Consider the following 18,080-nt stretch of genomic DNA (forward strand, 5'->3'; position numbering starts at 1 on the left):
GGGAATAATTAAACACTGCGGCTTGGGCGGCTATTGTTCCTAGCTACCTGGTTTCCCCATCTAAGCAAATTTACGTTGCAATCATTGCGATCGATAATTACTTCTATCAGGCAAAGTCCATCGTGCTTTAGGGCATCTTTTATTGCTTTATCCAGCTCCCCCTCAGTGGTGACTTTACAACCCCAGGCGCGACCCTCTCCTGCACTGAAAACCTCGACTAACTGCGCGTACTCCCAGTTTTTAATATTGTTGTAGGGCCCATCGTGAATTTCTACTTCAATGGTGTAGCCACCGTTATTTATCAAAAAAATAATTGGATTAACGTTGTAGCGGATCATTGTGGAGATTTCCTGGGCGGTCAGTTGGAAAGACCCATCCCCAATACAGGCGATCATGCGCCCTTTTCCCATACCCAAGCTATAACCGAGAGTTGCTCCTACAGACCAGCCGATACTCCCATATTGCATTTGTATTTCGAAGCGGGCTCCATCTGGTAGCGATAGTTCCATACCGTTAAACCAGGAGTCCCCGGTTTCCACTAGCAGGGCGGTATCGCTTTCAAGCACTTTTTGGATTCGGGCAAACAGTTGTCGAATCGTTAAAGCATCGCCTCGCTTGCCTGGTTGTGGGATATGTTTTGGACTACTGACCCGGCGGTAGGCTTTTACTGCACCGTTATTGGGGTTGAGCTTATTGACCAGGGCTTCCAATAAGTCATTCATATGGACATTGCTGTAACAGGTATCTCCCAGTTGTACAGATGCTGGTAATGCAATAACGGTCTTGCTTTTGTCGAAGCATAGTTGGTGCCCGGTAGTGGTGTAATCGGTAAATATTGGGCCGGCAAAGAGCAGTGCATCGGCGGTATCAACAATTTCACTGCACCCCGGTGTACTGACTGGTCCCCAGTACATACCCATAAAATTGTCGTGAGTCTCTGAAAGCAGTCCCTTGGCATCGGCCATACAGGCTACACCGTAGCTGCTGCTCGCAGCTAGTTCCCGCAGGGATTCCTCAGCAGAGGCTGCACGTACTTTTCCCCCGGCAATCAACACTGGCCGTTCGGCAGCATTGAGGAATGCGGCAATATGCTCTACCGCAGCAGAGAGGGAATCCGGGTCACTAGTGGCGCTACGTGCAAATCCACGGGGGATAGGGGCCGATGTAGGTGCATTAGCAATATTGGCTGCAATTTCGATGTAGACCGGTTTACGCCGCAGCATGGCGGTATCAATTGCTCTGTCTATCGCTGCAGGAGCGAGGGATGGATGGTGGATAACCACGGTTTCGGCTGTTACCCGCGAATAGATTTCGCTCTGGTAGCTGTAATCGACCTTACCTAAAGTGTGATGCAAATACTCCCACTCAGCCTCAGAGTTCGTATTTGGTCCGCCAGAGATTGCAATTAAAGGGAGGTCTTCGGCAAAAGCACCGGCTACTGCATTAATCATGCTGAGGCCGCCGACGGAGAAGGTGACTACTGCCGCTGAGGGGCCACCGGTTGCGCGGGCATAGCCGTCGGCGGCATAGCCTGCATTTAGCTCGTTACAGCAGCTGATCATTTTGAGATCTGGGTGGAGTAGTAATTGATCCAGTAACACCAGATTGTAATCGCCAGGCAAGGCGAAGTAGTGCTCTATGCCTGCGTCTTTTAATCTTTGTGCCAGGTAGGTTCCCACTGTCCAGTTGCTAACAGTCATGTAATTTACACGAGTGAATTGAAGTTGAGGCGCAATCCTTAAGTGCCAGATATCTGTTTTGCTACTGGCACAGCTTAGTTGAGAATGGGGTGAGTGAGAGACATAAAAAAAGGGGCCTGGGCCCCTTTTTGATTTATCAATGATTCTACAGCTCTAGCCGAACAAGCCCTTAAAGAAGTAGAAGAACAAGATCGCAATACCAGCACCCGCCGGCAAGGTGACTACCCAGGAGGCGGCGATAGTGGTGATCATACGCAGGTTCAGTGCGCCAATACCCCGCGCCAGGCCAACACCCAATACCGCGCCCACCAGAGTGTGAGTCGTGGAGATTGGCAGGCCGGTACCAGAAGCCAGTACGACGGTGGAGGCTGCACCCAGTTCGGCTGCGAAGCCACGGCTCGGTGTCAGCTCGGTGATCTTCTTACCGATAGTGGCCATTACCTTAAAGCCGTATGTCGCCAGGCCCACCACGATACCGATACCGCCGAGCAGCAATATCCAGGAAGGCATAGTGGATTTAACGGTGATAGCGCCGCTCTGGATGGTATTAACTACGGCAGCCAGAGGACCAACGGCGTTGGCGACATCGTTGGAGCCGTGAGCGAAGGCCATGGCACAGGCGGTGAAGACCATCAGGATCGCAAATACGCGCTCGACGTTGGCGAAACGGTTTTCAGCTTCAGCTGCCGGGTCGCGCTGGACGCGCTTGAGCATGGTGACACCGATACCGGCGACAGCAAGGCCCACCAGGGCGGCGATACCGGCATCCTGGATAAAGCTGAGCTGGATATTGGCATCTTTAAGAACGTGCTTGAGGCCCTTGGTGAGGGTCACCATGGCAATCATCCAGCCCACTGCAAACATGTAGAAGGGGATGTAGCGCTTGGCATTGTTGAAGGGGTCTTCCGTGTCTAGGATCAGGCGCTGGACACTGCGGAATAACAGGAAAGATAGGGTGCCCGCGAGAACCGGGGAGACCACCCAGCTAGCCACGATACTGCCCACTTTACCCCAGGCCACTGCATCTGGGGATATACCTACCGCAGAGAAGCCGACAATTGCGCCGACAATAGAGTGGGTGGTGGATACCGGCCAGCCGAGAATACTGGCTACCAGCAGCCAGGTGCCGGCCGCCAGCAGTGCCGAAAGCATGCCGTATACCAGCAGCTGCGGTTGGGCAGCGAAAACTTCAGAATCGATAATGCCTTTGCGGATGGTTGCGGTAACCTCCCCGCCTGCCAAGTAGGCGCCGGCAAATTCAAAGATCATGGCGATAACAATCGCCTGCTTGATAGTCAGTGCACGGGAACCTACGGAGGTACCCATGGCGTTGGCTACGTCGTTGGCACCGACGCCCCAGGCCATAAAGAAGCCTGCCACACAGGCCAAAATCAATAATATATGGCCGTATTGACTAATAATTTCCACGCCAAACCCCCTAACGTGCTAACAACAACTGCAATCGGTTGCCCACGCTGTGGGCGCGATCGGCGAGTTCACCGATCCATTCAATAACCCGGTAGAGGAACATAACGTCCACCGGAGGTAAGTCTTTCTCAATAGCAAACAGCGACGCGCGAATTTCGACTTCAAGCTTGTCTGACTTGCGCTCCAGTTCATCCAGCTCCTCGGTCATGCGTTTGGCGATATCCACCTCGCGCCCGGCAAAGCCGCTTTCGAGCAACTCGTCCAGCTCGTTGATAGCGCGCAGTGCCTGTGCAGAGGTGGCTACAGCACTCTCTACAAAGGTGGCCATCAAGGATTGGAGAGGTGCGGGAATCTGCATCTTCCTGCCTACAGCCAGCCCAGCGATATCCTGGGCAGTGTTGGCTACCTCATCCTGGGCATGCAGCAATTCCAGCAAGTCGGTCCTCGACACAGGCATAAACAGGCTGTCTGGCAGATGCAGGCGCAGGTCTCTCTTGATATCGTCAGCGCGGTTCTCCGAAGCGGAGATGCGCAGTTGGATCTGTTCTGCCTCTTTGAGGTCACCTTTAATCAGTGCTTCAAAGAAGGGGATCAGGTCAGCCGATGCCTCGTGGGCCGTAGCCATATGCTTCTCGATTGGCTTAATCGGAGAGCGGCCAAATAAGTTGGCAATATTCGACAGGGCCATGGTTAGCTCCATTGCTCAGAATGCGAAAACGGCGGCATGGTACCCCAATCGGGGCAACTTCGTAACAGTGCGTTAACAGCGCACTTTCACAGCTTGATGATAGGGCTACAATGCAACGTCGCCATATGAGAATAAAGGGGTTGCCAATGGCAGAGAGTAGAGTTGCAGACCGCATACTGGAACTGCGCGGATTACTGGAAGATTTGGTGGGGCAGGGCTTTGTTAGCCGAGAGGATGCCAACCGTATTGTCGGGACCCCGCGGACAGCAGAGCAGGCCCAGATGCACCCGCTCAGCTATATCGCCAGTTGTGACCTGGCCAACCGCAAGCAACCGGGTAGTCTGCTCAATAGTGAAATCCTTAGCGCCTGGTTAGCGGAGAGCTCCTCCCACCCCTTGTATCATATTGATCCTCTGAAGGTTAATGTGAGCGCTGTCACCGAGGTGATGAGCTTCCAATTTGCCAAGCGACACCAAATTCTCTGTGTTGAGGCGAGTACCGAAGAACTTCTGGTGGCGACAGCTCAACCGTTTAACCATGGTTGGGAGGAGCAGCTGGAACATACCACTGGCCGCAGAGTACGCCGTGTGGTGGCTGATCCGGCCGATATCAAACGACACTGCGTCGAGTTTTACTCCCTTTCCAATTCAATCTCTGGTGCAAGCGGCCTTCAGGGAACCTCAGCGGCAAATAATTTTGAACAGTTGCTGGAGTTGGGCGCCTTAAAGGACCCTGAAGCTAACGATCAACACATCGTCAATATCGTCGATTGGTTGTTGCAGCACGCCTTTGATCAGCGTGCCAGTGATATCCATATTGAACCGCGCCGGGAAGTGGGACGTATTCGCTTTCGTATTGATGGTGTACTGCATCCAATCCATGAGTTACCAGATCAAGTGAATGCTGCGGTTACCAGTCGCCTGAAAATTCTAGGGCGCATGAATGTGGCGGAGAAGCGCAAACCCCAGGATGGCCGCATCAAGACAAAAAGGCCCGACGGCAGCGAAGTGGAGTTGCGCCTCTCCACTCTTCCCACAGCCTTTGGCGAGAAGCTGGTAATGCGGATCTTCGATCCAGAGGTTCTCGCGCGATCTTATTCCGATCTGGGACTGGCTGGTGATGACTTGGCTCGCTGGCAGGCGATGCTGTCACGACCCAATGGTATCGTACTGGTCACCGGCCCTACCGGTTCGGGTAAAACCACCACTTTGTATACTGGTCTTAAGCAGTTGGCCACCAGTGCAGTGAATGTTTCCACGGTTGAAGATCCTATCGAAATGGTGGAAGAGAGCTTTAACCAAACCCAGGTTCACCACTCGATTGGCTTTGATTTTGCTGCAGGTATCAGAACCCTGATGCGTCAGGACCCCGATATCATCATGGTTGGTGAAATTCGTGACCTGGAAACCGCTCAGATGGCGGTTCAAGCGGCACTGACAGGCCACCTGGTTATCTCAACCCTGCATACTAATGACGCTCCAACAGCGGTTACCCGCTTATTGGATCTGGGCTTGCCGCATTATTTATTGAAGTCCACCATTCTCGGGGTGATGGCCCAGCGCTTGGTACGGACACTATGTCCCAGTTGCAAGCAGGAGGACAAAATTGAAGAGGCCGATTGGCAGTCTCTGGTGAAACCCTGGAGAGCGCCGTTGCCGGAGAAAGTCTACCGGCCGGAAGGTTGCCTGGAATGTCGTAATACGGGCTATCGTGGGCGTCAGGGAATTTATGAAATCCTGCCATTTAGCGAGTCGGTACAAGCTATTGTCACCTCCGATTGTGATCTACAGCAACTGCGGCGCCAGGCGATGCGCGAAGGTATGAATAGTCTGAGGCTTTCCGGTGCGAAAAAAGTAGCGGCGGGTTTGACCACTGTGGCAGAGGTATTGAGGGTGGCCCCACCGCCGGATATCGCTTTCTAGCTTGGGTGGCCTCTCTGAGATAACTGTTTGAAGATGTAGAGGCCAGTGAAGTGACCTTATAGGAGGGCTTGCTCGGCCACTCATCATTATCCGATACCACCGCTAGCTATCGGAATGCCGATAGCTAGGCAGAATTGCCCGCTGATATTCGCACCAAGGATTGACCCTCATGTTTGACAACATTCCGTGCCCAAAACCCATCCGCGCTCAACTTCAGTCGCTTTGGCATGACTGGTGTGAACTGACGGAGGCCGCGCTTGTTGTTGAGGTGGAAAGTTTGCTGTCAGATTCACGGCTTGCTCAAGGAGTGGCCCGGAGTTTTATCGGTTCAGAATTTTTTTATCAACAGTGCTGTCGCCGCCCAGAGTTTTTCCGGGATTTGTTACTTAAACAAGATCTTGGGCTCTCCCTGCCGATCATAGGAAGTGATGAGGAACTGGATCTTCAATTGCGTTTATTGCGTAACCGGGTAACGGCTGAAGTCATATTTCGCGATTTTGCCGGCCAGTGGGATATTCCCCAGGCATGTCTGCGGCTCAGTGAATTGGCTGAGCTATCCATTCGTACGGCGATGCAATGGCACCATGAGAAATTAGTTGAGCGCTATGGCGAGCCTCGTAGTATAGCTGGCGATAGTCAGTCGATGGTGGTGTTGGGAATGGGCAAATTGGGAGCCCGGGAACTCAATCTTTCATCGGATATCGATCTGATTTTTGCTTACCCAGAGCCCGGTTATACCGATGGTGGAAAGAGCATAGAGAATCAGCAGTTTTTCCAAAAGCTTGGCCAGCGCTTGATTAAATCATTGGATGGAATCAATGCGGATGGTTTTGTCTTCCGTGTAGATATGCGTTTGCGCCCCTACGGTGACAGTGGCCCCTTGGTAAGCCATTTCGCCGCTCTGGAGGACTATTACCAGACTCAAGGGCGTGAGTGGGAGCGCTACGCCATGGTCAAAGCTCGCCCTGTTGCCGGCAGGGAGGAGTTTGCTGAAGAGTTGATGGAGCTGTTGCGCCCATTTACTTATCGCCGCTATATCGATTTCAGTGCTATTGATGCTTTGCGTGAAATGAAAGCCCTGATACAGCGGCAAGTGCGCGCTCGCGGTTTAACGGACAATATCAAACTTGGGCGGGGCGGCATACGCGAGTTGGAATTTATTGCCCAGGCATTCCAGTTAATTCGCGGAGGGCGCGAACCCGCGCTGCGCGAGCGCAGCTTGCTCAAGCTACTGCCCCTCTTGGAAAGTGATGGCCATGTTGAACCGGGAGTGGCCAGTGAACTGACCAGTTGTTATTTGCTATTGCGGAGAGTTGAACACGCACTTCAAGCTTACCGGGATCAGCAGACACAGGCGCTCCCAGCTGAGGAGGGTGAAAGGGAAAAATTGGCATTTGCCCTGGGCCGCGACAATTGGGTGCAATTGGAGATTGAGCTGATCGATGTTCGTTCCTTAGTTGAGCGGGAGTTCGATACTGTAATCGCTCCACCAGAGGAGATGGCCGCCCCCAGTGTGGCTGAAGAGTGGCAGGGACTCTGGGCAAGTTGCGCCGATGAAACTGCGAATGAAGAGAATTTGCAGATTTTGGAAAGTGCAGGGTTTCTTCCTCCACCGCAGGCACTCGAGCACTTAAAGGAGCTGTGCCAGTCAACAATGGTTGCGGCACTACCTGCTTCTTCCCGTGCGCGCCTGGACCAATTTATGCCTACGCTACTGGCCGCAGCAGGGTTACAGGCTGATCCCTTGTTAGTGCTAACCCGTGTTTTACCTTTAGTGCGCTCAGTACTGCGTCGCAGTGCCTATCTCGTCCTGATTAATGAAAATCCCCCCGTGCTCAACCAGCTGGTGCGCCTCTGTAGTGCCAGTCCATGGATTGCTGAGCAACTTGCGCGCCACCCAATTCTGCTGGATGAGTTGCTGGATTCCCGCAGGTTACTGGCACCCTCTACTGCGGCAGATATTGCTAATGAGCTGCGTCTCGAGTTGTTGCGGATTGATCCTGAAGATCTGGAATTGCAAATGGAGGCGCTTCGATATTTTAAACAGAGTCAAAGCCTGCGCATTGCGGCACAGGAGGTGAATGGTGCCCTGCCTTTGATGAAAGTCAGTGATTCTCTTACCTGGTTGGCAGAGGCGATATTACAGCAGTCATTGCAACTCGCCTGGGCACAGATGGTGGATAAATACGGCATGCCTGCGGGGGCCTCGGCAGAGGATATGCACTTTGCCATTATCGCCTATGGAAAGCTGGGGGGATTGGAGCTTGGCCACGGTTCTGACTTGGATATTGTTTTTGTGCACGATGCGGATGCGATGCAGGTTACCGACGGTAAAACCAGTATTGATAACCTGAGTTTTTTTACCCGACTAGCACAGCGACTTATCCACATATTGCAAACCCGTACACTCAGCGGGCCTCTTTATGAGGTAGACACAAGACTGCGCCCCTCGGGTAATTCAGGACTCTTGGTGACTTCATTGGCTGCCTTTGAAAAATACCAGAGGGAGAGTGCCTGGACCTGGGAGCATCAGGCGCTGGTGAGAGCTCGATCTGTCGCCGGTAGCCTCCGCCTGAGTGAGTCGTTTCAACAGTTGCGTACGAAATTGCTTTGCCAGTCGCGAAAGAGCGATAAATTGCGTGATGAGGTGGTGGAAATGCGCAATAAAATGCGTGCGCACCTCGATAAGAGCAACGATAAAAAGTTTGATCTAAAGCACGGTGAGGGCGGTATTGTCGATATTGAATTTATGGTTCAATATGCTGCTCTGGCCTGGGCAAAAACTTCGCCCTCGATCGTGCGGTATACCGATAATATTCGCATTCTCGAAAGTCTAATTGACGCAGGCCTGATGCCGGCCCAACAAGCCGGACATCTGATCGACGCCTACAAAGCCTACCGATCTGAAGGTCATCGCCTGGCACTACAACAACTGCCAGGGATTGTGAGCGATGACCAATTCACAGCGGAAAGAAAGACCGTTCAAACAAACTGGCAGCAATTACTCGGTTAACACCGGGTTTCTACCTGCTGCCCGATTAAACTGTTTTTCAGGATTTGTAGGAGTTACCCATGTCTTTTGCCGACCGCGACGGCGTTATCTGGTTTGATGGTGAATTGGTTCCCTGGCGCGATGCCCGGGTGCATGTCCTCACTCATACCCTGCACTATGGAATGGGGGTGTTTGAAGGCGTACGGGCTTATGAAACCGGTAACGGCACCAGTATCTTTCGTTTGCAAGAGCACACCCGTCGGTTGTTTCGCTCTGCAAAAATAATGAATATCCCAATGCCCTATAGCACTGATGAGCTGAATGAAGCTCAGCGGCTTGTGGTGCGCGAAAATAACCTGCGCCAAGCGTATCTAAGGCCAATGGTATTTTACGGGTCAGAGGGAATGGGGTTGCGCGCGGAAAATCTTTCAACCCATGTGATTGTCGCTTCCTGGGAGTGGCCCAGCTATATGAGCCCCGAGGCGCTGGAGCAGGGGATTAAGGTGAATACCTCCTCATACACCCGACACCATGTGAATATCAGCATGTGTAAGGCGAAAGCCAATGGTAACTATATAAACTCGATGTTGGCGTTACAGGAGGCGGTGCGCAATGGGTGCGAGGAGGCGTTATTACTGGACCCCGAGGGTTATGTTGCTGAGGGTAGTGGAGAAAATGTCTTCATTGTTCGCGATGGGACTATATATACCCCGGAGTTGACTTCATGCCTGGATGGAATTACCCGCGATACAGTTATTGAGCTGGCACGGGAGTGCGGCTATAGGGTGCTAGAGAAGCGTATCACTCGGGATGAAGTCTATATCGCTGACGAAGCGTTTTTTACTGGCACAGCGGCGGAAGTATTGCCCATTAGTGAATTGGATGGGCGTTCTATCGGCAGTGGTCGTCGCGGCCCTATCACAGGGCGTTTGCAAAACCTTTATTTTGATGTGGTACATGGGCGTAGTGCCGCGCATCGGGGCTGGCTCAGTGATGTGGCGGGCCAGGCGGAAGTAAAAATGCGAATAGCATGACGGAAAATAAAAACCCGGCAGATGCCGGGTTTTTATTTTAAGTAAGGTTTACTTAGTAAGAGCTGGTGGTGTCCGGGCGCCCTACGCAGTAATAATCAAAGCCTGCCTCGCGCATTTCCTCTGGTTCGTACTGGTTGCGTCCGTCAAACACAACCGGGGCACTGAGAGCGCTGCTCACTTCATCGATATCAAGAGATTTGAACTGTTGCCATTCGGTCGCGACAATCAGGGCGTCGGCACCCTGTAAAGCCTCTGTCTTGGAGTCGCAAAGGGTCAGGTCTTCGCGATCGCCAAAAATTCGCTGACACTCCTCCATGGCCTCAGGGTCAAATGCCCGCACCTTCGCACCCTGCTCCCACAATCGAGCTAACAGCACACGGCTTGGGGCTTCGCGCATATCATCTGTATTGGGTTTGAATGACAAGCCCCAGAGCGCAAAAGTTTTGCCCTGAATATCTCCGTTAAAATGACGTTGTATTTTTTCAACGAGATAGTGTTTCTGGCGCTCGTTGCGGGATTCCACGGCGGCGAGAATATCTGCAGCAATGCCCAGCTGTTGAGCCGAGGAAATCAGGGCTTTCACATCTTTCGGGAAACAGGAGCCACCGTAGCCGATACCTGCGTAGATAAACTGGTAGCCAACTCGTGGGTCTGAGCCGATTCCGGCCCGAACTGCTTCAATATCAGCGCCCACTTTATCGGCAATATTTGCCATTTCATTCATAAAGCTGATCTTGGTTGCCAGCATGCAGTTGGCGGCATACTTGGTCAGCTCCGCACTTTTTACGTCCATCACCAGGATTTTTTCGTGATTTCGGTTAAATGGTGCGTACAGGTGGCGAAGCTTCTGCTCTGATTCCTCTTCGGAGGTGCCGATAATAATTCGATCCGGGCGCATACAGTCATTGAGCGCCGACCCCTCCTTGAGGAATTCAGGATTCGAAATAATATCGAATGGCAGATCAGACCGGTCCCGCTTGGTGAGTTCTTCCTCAACGGCAGCCCGCACCTTATCGGCAGTCCCCACAGGTACTGTGGACTTATTGATAATATATTTCTTGCACTCCATGTATTTGGCGATGGTTCTTGCAACAGTTAACACATGGCGAAGATCTGCTGAGCCGTCCTCATCTGGAGGAGTGCCCACAGCGATAAAAATTAGCTCACCGTGTTCTACACCAAAGGCGGCATCGGTTGAAAAAGATAGATTGCCTGTGGTGATACTGTTTTTCACCATAGGCTCCAGGCCGGGCTCATAAATAGGGATAATTCCCTGCTTGAGGCGGTTGATCTTGTCCGCGTCTATATCGATACAAACTACTTTATTCCCAGCTTCAGCTAAGACTGCTGCTTGCACCAGGCCCACATAGCCGGTGCCAAATACGGTTACATTCATCAGTGTGACTCTATCTCTCAGCGGTTACTGTTTTTGAGGGTTACTTTCTTGGATAGTTTTACATTGGCTCAAACCCCGGTCTTCAATGCTGCTTCGCGCCAGCAGGATAGCCAGGGGGATCCAGTAAAAGAACCAAATATAATTGGGCTTAGCCAAAGGTTGCTGGGCGTATGTCAGCATTGCCAGTACACCGAACAGGAACCAAGTGAAATACAAACCAGGAATCCAACTCAAAAGTCTTTCTTTGGATCTCACGGTCCACAGAGTTGCAAGCCCCTGCCAGATACAGGCTGCCAGCCCTAATAGCCCGCTAAAACGCGCGATATCCAGAAGAAAATTGTGTGGATGGGGCACCATCCTGTTTAGTGCAATAAATTTCTTATGCACTAACCCCTGGCCAAATAGTGGGGCTTGCAGGAACTCCTCAAAGGCTTTTTGCCAGAGTGTCAGACGTATAGAGTAAGCGCTACCCCGGTGTAGGAGGGGCAAGTCACCATACAAGGCAAAATAGGTCAATGGCAAAACACAGACGATAGCCACAACAACCAAAATTTTCAGCAGGCGCGAAAGGTTGCCGAATACAACCAAGAAAATTGAAAAGCCCGCCATAACAATTGGGACTTTGGTTTGTGACAAAACTATGTAGATACAGGAAGTGAGTAGGCCCGCTCCTGATAGCCAGCGCCAAATACGGGGTTTTTGGTAGAGGCCGTAGCAGCAAAAAAGAGCGTGGAAGCCGAACAGCATTCCTGTTTTATCAATATTGCCCTCTAGGGATATACCGCCAATCCGGCGGAGATCCTGTAGCCCGCCATCAAGGGAATAAGCAATTAGCGAGGCAATACCGGATAGCAGTCCAATCACAATAAGCGAGAGTAATAGCTTATGGAGGATGTTGTCGCCGTATTGCTCCAATAGGAAGAAAACAGCGCAGTAAAATAGAGCTAGGTATAATACCAATTTCCAGTAGTAATCAGATTGCCTATAAACATCTGCGGCATCCGGAGAGGCCCACAGTGTTGAAAGCGCTAGAATGATAGGCAGGCTGCAAAAGGTTAGGAACTGCCAGGAAATCAGGAAGTGATAGCTCTTTCGCCACGCCAGCAGTAGAAGGGCTGTGGGCACTAAAGTTAGATAGAAGCTGGTTTGTACTCCCGATACCTTGGGGGAAACATAGTAGCCACATACCAGTATAAATAACCCTAGAAAGGCCCACTTAAGCAGGCCTGAAATCCACAACGAGCTTTGCTGGCGATAAATGGGCTGGGAAAGATTGTTTAGAGTACTTCCAAGTTCAGGCATAGGTGCAACTGTCGGCCGTTCAGAAAAGATTGTATTTAGGTGTGCGGAATCAGGCTGTTTGAGTGGGTACTATATAAAAGTCTGTTGTCCATGAGCGCTCAAATTTTGCTTTTTGGTGATAATTGTGGGGCTTTACACAAACTAATAGCGGATGTCTATTTGGCTGAGCGCTTTAAGGGGGTCTCCTGAGGTATAGATTTACCAGGGACACCCGTTGGTGCTCCCTGGGGGGGTATGGTTGGCAGTATACTGGATGTTTTGGGGCTCCCATAGCCTTGTTACTGTAGCCCCACTGGCATGCGCTAGGTACACTGCGCGATATCCTCGGTGTTTTAGTAGTTTAGGGTTCAATATTGCAACTTACTGTTTGGCGTTTTCTGGATGGCAACCGGGCTCATGAAAAGCAGAGCGCTGCTCTGATTGAGGGGTTGCGCAGGAGTTTTGTCGGGGAGGTACAGGCTTTTGACATACCGCCAGAGTACAGCGCCAGTCGAATTGCCCTTAAGCCAGGCGAGTGGCTGGAAAGCCTCCCTACCCCTGATTTTCTGATTGGCACAGGCCGCCGCAGTCGCCTTCCCATGTTGTCCGCCCGTCACAGGTTTGGTGGTCGCGCAGTGGCAATCAATCGCCCCTTATGGCCGTATCGCTGGTTTGACTTCGCCATCGTTCCGGAGCACGACCGTCCCCCGCCCCTACCCAATGTCATCGTAAGCCAGGGCGCCTTGACCGAACCACTCCAAGAAAGTGTGCCGCAATCTGGAAAGGGGCTTATTTTATTGGGTGGACCCAGCAAGCATTACAGTTGGAACTCAGCTTCAATCAGGGAGCAGGTTGAGAAGTTATTGGTGCAACCCTTGGACTGGTGTATTTCGGATAGTCGGAGAACTCCGAAAGGCACAATGGAGGGGCTGGGGAAAGGGGGCGCAGAGTTGGTTGATTGGCTCTCGTGTCCGCCGGGTTGGCTTCAGGAGCAACTGTCCCAAGCAGAGAGAATTTGGGTAACAGAGGATAGTATCTCTATGTTGTTCGAATCGCTGCAAAGTCAGGCCCAGGTCGGTGTGATTCGGGTTCCGAGTCGCAGTAAGTCAAACAAGGTGCGTTCAGCAGTTTTGAGGCTTTTGGATCAGGGTTTGGTCAGCGAGCAGTTTGAAGTGAAAGGAGGGGGCAGGCGTGATCCCCTTAACCAGTTTCTGTTGTGTGCCCGAGCATTATTACGCCGATCTGGGTTGCCAAGTCGTTAGCGTTTGAGCCCTTCGGCTTCAAACTTTCGCCAGGGGGTTTCTTTATTGGAAATCTCCCACTCGACTCTAAGCCACATACGCTCGATACGACGGTGGATATAGCGTTTCGCGAAGTAGCTGGAAACTTTAGGCAAGGGTAGAAAAGAGGCGCAGCCCAACCCATCAATTAGATAGGTCTGCAGTTCACCATTTTCCTTTCGCAAGACCAGATTGTGGGCGATCAGGTTTTTGGTGAGTACTTCATATTCAAGCAGCCACTCGGAAAAACGCTGCAAAGATGCGCGCACCTCGGCATTAAGGCCATATTTATTCAGGTATTGGCGCAGAGTGGATGCTGGGTTGCCATCTCGATCAAGAATCATGTCGGTAACTGCTGCGGGCCCCAGGTTGGTCTCCTGTATCCCATACCACCTTGGTAAATGCTGCCAAAGCTCATCTCGATTATCGGCAAGCGCCCGTTGGCTGTAGCCTTCCAGCTCGCGAAGATTGTCGTCGAAATATGACTCTCCACGCCAAGTTTTATACCAGGGCGCCCGTCCCAGTAGTTCAGCCGTTCGCCCTGGTCGCATCACCTTGACACAGATTTCAGGCCGCTCCGGGTGTCGGTAGCAAAAGCGATTGCCTCCACTGGCAAACGGCTCGCTTTGGCTCAAATTAATCACTCGGGTTCGCTCCGGTACGCTCTGTGAGTAAGCTTTTGTAGATTTCAATGGTGTGTTCGGCCTGTCTTCCCAAAGTGAAATCGGTAGATAGGTGAGGCCTCTGTTCAGGGCTGTCGAGCAGCTCTTGAGTACGCGCGAATAAAGCTTTTGAATCATTGATATCAACTAGCCCTTGAGGGAAACAGGCATTAAGTGACTCTGCCGGGCCCCCAATGTTATAACCGATAATAGGTGTGCCAATCGCAGCGGACTCTATAACGGTTCTGCCAAATGGCTCGGGTCGACGTGATAGGTTATACACCAAACTGGACGCACTATACCAGTGGCGTATATCACTACGGTGACCAACCAGGGTAAGGTGGTTCTGAAGCTTCATGGAGTGAATTTTTTGTTCCAATTCATCGGCGTAGTGCTGTTTATTCTTCTCTGCTCCGCCGAGAATGATGCCGTGGATATCAGAACGGTTTTGGACTAGCTGATGGATTAGATTGATAAAGTCTTCTTGTCCCTTCCAGCGGGTCAGTCTTCCGGGTAAGAGGAGCCAGCGTTTGCCGGCAAGCTGGGGGAAATCCTGGTGTACTTTTTGGTACCAGGACTCCGTTGGCTGGACATCGGGATTGAACTCATCCGTATCTACACCCCGATAAACGATCTGTGGAGGACGCTTTAGATCGTTTGCATAGTTCTCCAGTAAGTAGCTATTCACACACTCTGATATTGCGATTACCTGTTCGGTTTTCGCCATAATCGCACTGTATCGATTTATCGAGTAAAGGCCATGGGCCGTGCTGACAAGGCGGGGGCGCTCAGCGGGGTCAAGATTTCGCCAGGCAAGATAGGCTAGCCAAGCTGGAACCCTGGAACGCACATGGATGATATCGGGCCTCTCACGAGCTATAACCTCTCGAAGTGGTCTGACCTGTAACAGGCTGAAGAGAGACTTTTTGTGGATAGGAAGTTCGATATGGACTGAGCCTTCAGCCTTCAGTTGCCCGACCATGCTCCCCCCACTGGAAACGACGATTGACTGATGACCGCCTGCTACCAGGTAGCGGGCAAGGTCAACGGTCCCCCTCTCAACCCCCCCCGAGTTCAGGGCGGGTAAAAGTTGCATAATTTTCATGGGGAGATATACCAAGACTTATAAAATTTGTTCTTTAAATCAATTTGACTAATGGGTTGCGTTTTAGCAGGGAAGGTCGGGCACAAGCATATAAAATGAAGCATAGATGCCCTGATAAAGCATTTGGCAAAAGTGGTATTATAGACAGGTCATTCTTAAGGGTATAGGCTGATTCTTTTTTAACCCAGCTCAAAAGCTTATATCTGATTTGTCCTTGGCCGTAATCTGGAGTTTACATTGCACCCCTTGTTAGTGATCTGTATTTGTACTTATCAGCGACCAGAGCGGCTTCGCAGTTCTCTGCAAAGCTTGGCCAACCTGCAGCTACCTTCAGGTTTAAATGTGGCTGCATTGGTTGTCGATAATGATTCGGACACTCAGGCTGGTAGAGAAGTTGTGGAGGAGTTGTCGGGAAGCTTTCCCTTCTCCCTCAACTGTGCCGTAGAAGAGCGGCGGGGAATCCCTTGTGCACGCAATCGCTGTATCAATGAACTGGATAACATGGGGGCTGACTATCTGGTTTTCATCGATGATGATGAGTGGGTCGAGCCCGATTGGTTAATCCAGCTATATGATTACGCGCAGAAGCTGGGGGGCAGTAGCGTGGTTTGTGGCAGTGTTGTTCGGCGTTGGCCGGATTCTGTACCTGCCTATTATTCACGTATTTTTTATCGGCAGAAACGAAAGACTGGAGAACAGCTCAACTACTGTGCGACCAGCAATGTATTAATACCGATGAGCAGTATCCGCTCGCTAGGCCTGAGGTTTAATGAGCAGGACCCTCTAGGTGCCGGTACAGATGTGATTTTTTTCACAGAGTTTAAGGCCAAGGGAGGAAAGATTGTTTACTGCCTGGAGGCGAGGGTTTACGAGGCTGTACCGGAGAGTCGCGCCAATATGCGTTGGTTGTCGCGTAGAAAATTCTCCGCTGGTATCACTCTGGCAAAGCATAAACTTGCCAAAGGTCGCGGTCATACCAGCATCTTTGTATCGGCTCTGGGGCAACTTTTGATCTCCAGCATAGGCTGTATTTTAGGATTGATTTTCGGTGGAAAGCGCTTGGGTTCTGGGCCTTGGCTCCGCGCTTGCCGTTCAGCCGGCATGGCTTGTGGTGTTTTTGGGGTGCGCTCTGAGTTTTACCGGGTGGTCGATCACTAATGGCCTGAGGCCTTCCTTACGGGGGTGTTTTACCTGGAAGAGATAACCGTCATCATTGCACTTTCTTTGGTGGCAATATTGATCTTTAGGTGATCCCTGCTTCATGCAAATATTTTATTCCTGGCTCTTCCGCCTGTTTTTACCTGTTGTCCTTCTACGTCTCTGGTGGAGAGGGCGTAGCCAGCCGGCCTATCGGTTGCGTTTAAGAGAGCGTCTGGGTCAGGTTCCAAAAAGGCACAGCCGGGCACCGTTAATCTGGGTCCATTCTGTATCTGTAGGAGAGACCCTAGCCGCCGTACCAGTGATCTCTAAATTGGCTGCGCGACATACAGACTGGCAGTGGTTGGTAACGACTACAACTCCAACCGGATCCGAGCGCGTAAAAGAAGCCTTGCAGCCAATTCTTGGTGGCCGCTTACTTCACTACTACCTTCCCTATGACCTCCCTGAATGCCTGGTGCCATTTCTCAATGCGCTTAGCCCGAGTGCATTGGTGATTATAGAGACTGAGCTTTGGCCCAACCTACTCAAGCTCTGCTCGAGCAGGAAGATCCCAATTTTATTGGCCAATGCACGGCTCAGTGAAAAATCTGCACGAGGTTACGGGCGTTTTCCCTCTTTGAGTCGAACGATGTTGAGCAACCTGGATCGTGTTGTTGCGCAATACCCTGCGGATATGCAGCGGTTTATCGATCTGGGATTACCAGCGGAGAGAGCAGTAGCCAACGGCAATATCAAGTTTGACCTCAGTATTGATATGGGACTGGCCAGTGAAGCCCAGGCGCTGGCGCACCAGTGGCGGGGGGAGTCTTCCAGGCCTATATGGCTGGCGGCTAGTACCCATGTGGGTGAGGATGAGGTGATCTTGGATGCCTTCTCTATTTTGAAGAGAGAGATTAAAGATCTTTTACTCGTGTTGGTGCCCAGGCATCCACAGCGTTTTGATGGTGTTGCCCGCCTGTGTCGGGAGCGTGGCTTTGCCCTGGTTCGAAGGAGTGAAGGCACAGCCATTAAAGCTAGTGATGAGGTTATTCTGGGAGACACCATGGGGGAGTTACTGCGTTTCTATGGAGCCAGTGATATTGCTTTTGTGGGAGGTAGCTTGGTTTCTGTTGGTGGCCACAACATGATTGAACCCGCTGCCTGGGGTGTGCCAGTTATTTCCGGTCCCCACCTGCATAACTTCGCCACTGTATCCAGTTTGTTGCAGGAGGCTGGAGCCATGGTTGTAGTCGAAGACAGTGAATCGATGGCTTCACAAGTTCAGGCTTGGCTGGAAGATGTGGGGCAAAGAAAAGCCGCCGGTCAGAGAGGGAAAAAAGTAGCTTCAGAAAATAGTGGTGCTTTGCAGCGCTTACTGGGCGAGGTGGAGCGGCTGGCTACACAGAATGAAGACCAGAGAGAGAATAAAAATCCTGCTCTCTGGTAGATGCG

13 protein-coding genes are annotated in these 18,080 nt (G+C 51.6%); 6 read left to right on the forward strand and 7 right to left on the reverse strand.

What is annotated here, in order from left to right; translation table 11 throughout:
• Positions 1-8: 8 nt before the first annotated feature.
• From ACJJIS_RS01065 to ACJJIS_RS01075, 3 genes are all read right to left on the reverse strand, one after another.
• A complete protein-coding gene (locus tag ACJJIS_RS01065; RefSeq protein ID WP_475709261.1) occupies positions 9-1,700 on the reverse strand; it encodes a thiamine pyrophosphate-binding protein in 1,692 nt (563 codons plus the stop codon).
• A gap of 153 nt (positions 1,701-1,853) precedes the next feature.
• Positions 1,854-3,128, reverse strand: a complete 1,275-nt coding sequence (locus ACJJIS_RS01070; RefSeq protein ID WP_282930993.1) for an inorganic phosphate transporter — start codon at positions 3,126-3,128, stop codon at positions 1,854-1,856.
• Positions 3,129-3,138: 10 nt separating this feature from the next.
• The gene (locus ACJJIS_RS01075) at positions 3,139-3,816 is read right to left on the reverse strand and encodes a TIGR00153 family protein (RefSeq protein ID WP_282930994.1); all 678 of its coding nucleotides are present in this window, start codon (positions 3,814-3,816) and stop codon (positions 3,139-3,141) included.
• A gap of 146 nt (positions 3,817-3,962) precedes the next feature.
• Between ACJJIS_RS01075 and tfpB the strand changes: the two genes are divergently transcribed.
• The 3 genes from tfpB (at position 3,963) to ACJJIS_RS01090 (ending at position 9,764) form a co-directional block, all read left to right on the forward strand.
• Complete coding sequence (gene tfpB, locus ACJJIS_RS01080) at positions 3,963-5,738, forward strand: type IV pilus assembly ATPase TfpB (RefSeq protein ID WP_475709262.1); 1,776 nt, start codon at positions 3,963-3,965, stop codon at positions 5,736-5,738.
• A 169-nt stretch (positions 5,739-5,907) separates the two neighbouring features.
• Positions 5,908-8,751 (forward strand): bifunctional [glutamate--ammonia ligase]-adenylyl-L-tyrosine phosphorylase/[glutamate--ammonia-ligase] adenylyltransferase, encoded by a 2,844-nt coding sequence (gene glnE, locus ACJJIS_RS01085; protein WP_475709263.1) that lies wholly within the window; start codon positions 5,908-5,910, stop codon positions 8,749-8,751.
• Positions 8,752-8,810: 59 nt separating this feature from the next.
• The gene (locus tag ACJJIS_RS01090) at positions 8,811-9,764 is read left to right on the forward strand and encodes a branched-chain amino acid transaminase (RefSeq protein ID WP_444895899.1); all 954 of its coding nucleotides are present in this window, start codon (positions 8,811-8,813) and stop codon (positions 9,762-9,764) included.
• A gap of 52 nt (positions 9,765-9,816) precedes the next feature.
• On the opposite strand, the gene ACJJIS_RS01095 is transcribed toward ACJJIS_RS01090, so the two are convergent.
• Complete coding sequence (locus ACJJIS_RS01095) at positions 9,817-11,160, reverse strand: UDP-glucose dehydrogenase family protein (RefSeq protein WP_475709264.1); 1,344 nt, start codon at positions 11,158-11,160, stop codon at positions 9,817-9,819.
• Between the two features lie 24 nt (positions 11,161-11,184).
• Positions 11,185-12,462, reverse strand: coding sequence for an O-antigen ligase family protein (locus ACJJIS_RS01100; RefSeq protein ID WP_444940580.1), 1,278 nt, complete (start codon positions 12,460-12,462; stop codon positions 11,185-11,187).
• A 353-nt stretch (positions 12,463-12,815) separates the two neighbouring features.
• Here ACJJIS_RS01100 and ACJJIS_RS01105 point away from each other — a divergent pair, with 353 nt between their 5' ends.
• A complete protein-coding gene (locus tag ACJJIS_RS01105) occupies positions 12,816-13,703 on the forward strand; it encodes an ELM1/GtrOC1 family putative glycosyltransferase (protein WP_444940581.1) in 888 nt (295 codons plus the stop codon).
• Here the strand turns inward: ACJJIS_RS01105 and ACJJIS_RS01110 are convergent.
• Positions 13,700-14,365, reverse strand: coding sequence for a YrbL family protein (locus tag ACJJIS_RS01110; RefSeq protein WP_444940582.1), 666 nt, complete (start codon positions 14,363-14,365; stop codon positions 13,700-13,702). The two genes, ACJJIS_RS01105 and ACJJIS_RS01110, sit on opposite strands and share 4 nt — an antisense overlap.
• A complete protein-coding gene (locus ACJJIS_RS01115) occupies positions 14,358-15,488 on the reverse strand; it encodes a glycosyltransferase family 4 protein (protein ID WP_475709265.1) in 1,131 nt (376 codons plus the stop codon). The genes ACJJIS_RS01110 and ACJJIS_RS01115 overlap by 8 nt, the downstream gene beginning before the upstream one ends.
• A gap of 237 nt (positions 15,489-15,725) precedes the next feature.
• Between ACJJIS_RS01115 and ACJJIS_RS01120 the strand changes: the two genes are divergently transcribed.
• Together ACJJIS_RS01120 and waaA are read left to right on the forward strand one after the other, a co-directional pair.
• The gene (locus ACJJIS_RS01120) at positions 15,726-16,646 is read left to right on the forward strand and encodes a glycosyltransferase family 2 protein (RefSeq protein ID WP_475709266.1); all 921 of its coding nucleotides are present in this window, start codon (positions 15,726-15,728) and stop codon (positions 16,644-16,646) included.
• Positions 16,647-16,749: 103 nt separating this feature from the next.
• Entirely contained in the window at positions 16,750-18,075 is a 1,326-nt protein-coding gene (waaA, locus tag ACJJIS_RS01125; protein ID WP_475709267.1) for a lipid IV(A) 3-deoxy-D-manno-octulosonic acid transferase, read from the forward strand.
• Positions 18,076-18,080: the final 5 nt, after the last annotated feature.

The sequence above is a fragment of the Microbulbifer maximicatervae (SeqCode) genome (genome assembly GCF_056231245.1).

Coding starts and splice junctions, on each gene's coding strand:
- ACJJIS_RS01065 (WP_475709261.1), bottom strand. CDS start 1,700: ATGACTGTTAGCAACTGGACAGTGGGAACCTACCTGGCACAAAGATTA.
- ACJJIS_RS01075 (WP_282930994.1), bottom strand. CDS start 3,816: ATGGCCCTGTCGAATATTGCCAACTTATTTGGCCGCTCTCCGATTAAG.
- tfpB (WP_475709262.1), top strand. CDS start 3,963: ATGGCAGAGAGTAGAGTTGCAGACCGCATACTGGAACTGCGCGGATTA.
- glnE (WP_475709263.1), top strand. CDS start 5,908: ATGTTTGACAACATTCCGTGCCCAAAACCCATCCGCGCTCAACTTCAG.
- ACJJIS_RS01090 (WP_444895899.1), top strand. CDS start 8,811: ATGTCTTTTGCCGACCGCGACGGCGTTATCTGGTTTGATGGTGAATTG.
- ACJJIS_RS01095 (WP_475709264.1), bottom strand. CDS start 11,160: ATGAATGTAACCGTATTTGGCACCGGCTATGTGGGCCTGGTGCAAGCA.
- ACJJIS_RS01100 (WP_444940580.1), bottom strand. CDS start 12,462: ATGCCTGAACTTGGAAGTACTCTAAACAATCTTTCCCAGCCCATTTAT.
- ACJJIS_RS01115 (WP_475709265.1), bottom strand. CDS start 15,488: ATGAAAATTATGCAACTTTTACCCGCCCTGAACTCGGGGGGGGTTGAG.
- waaA (WP_475709267.1), top strand. CDS start 16,750: ATGCAAATATTTTATTCCTGGCTCTTCCGCCTGTTTTTACCTGTTGTC.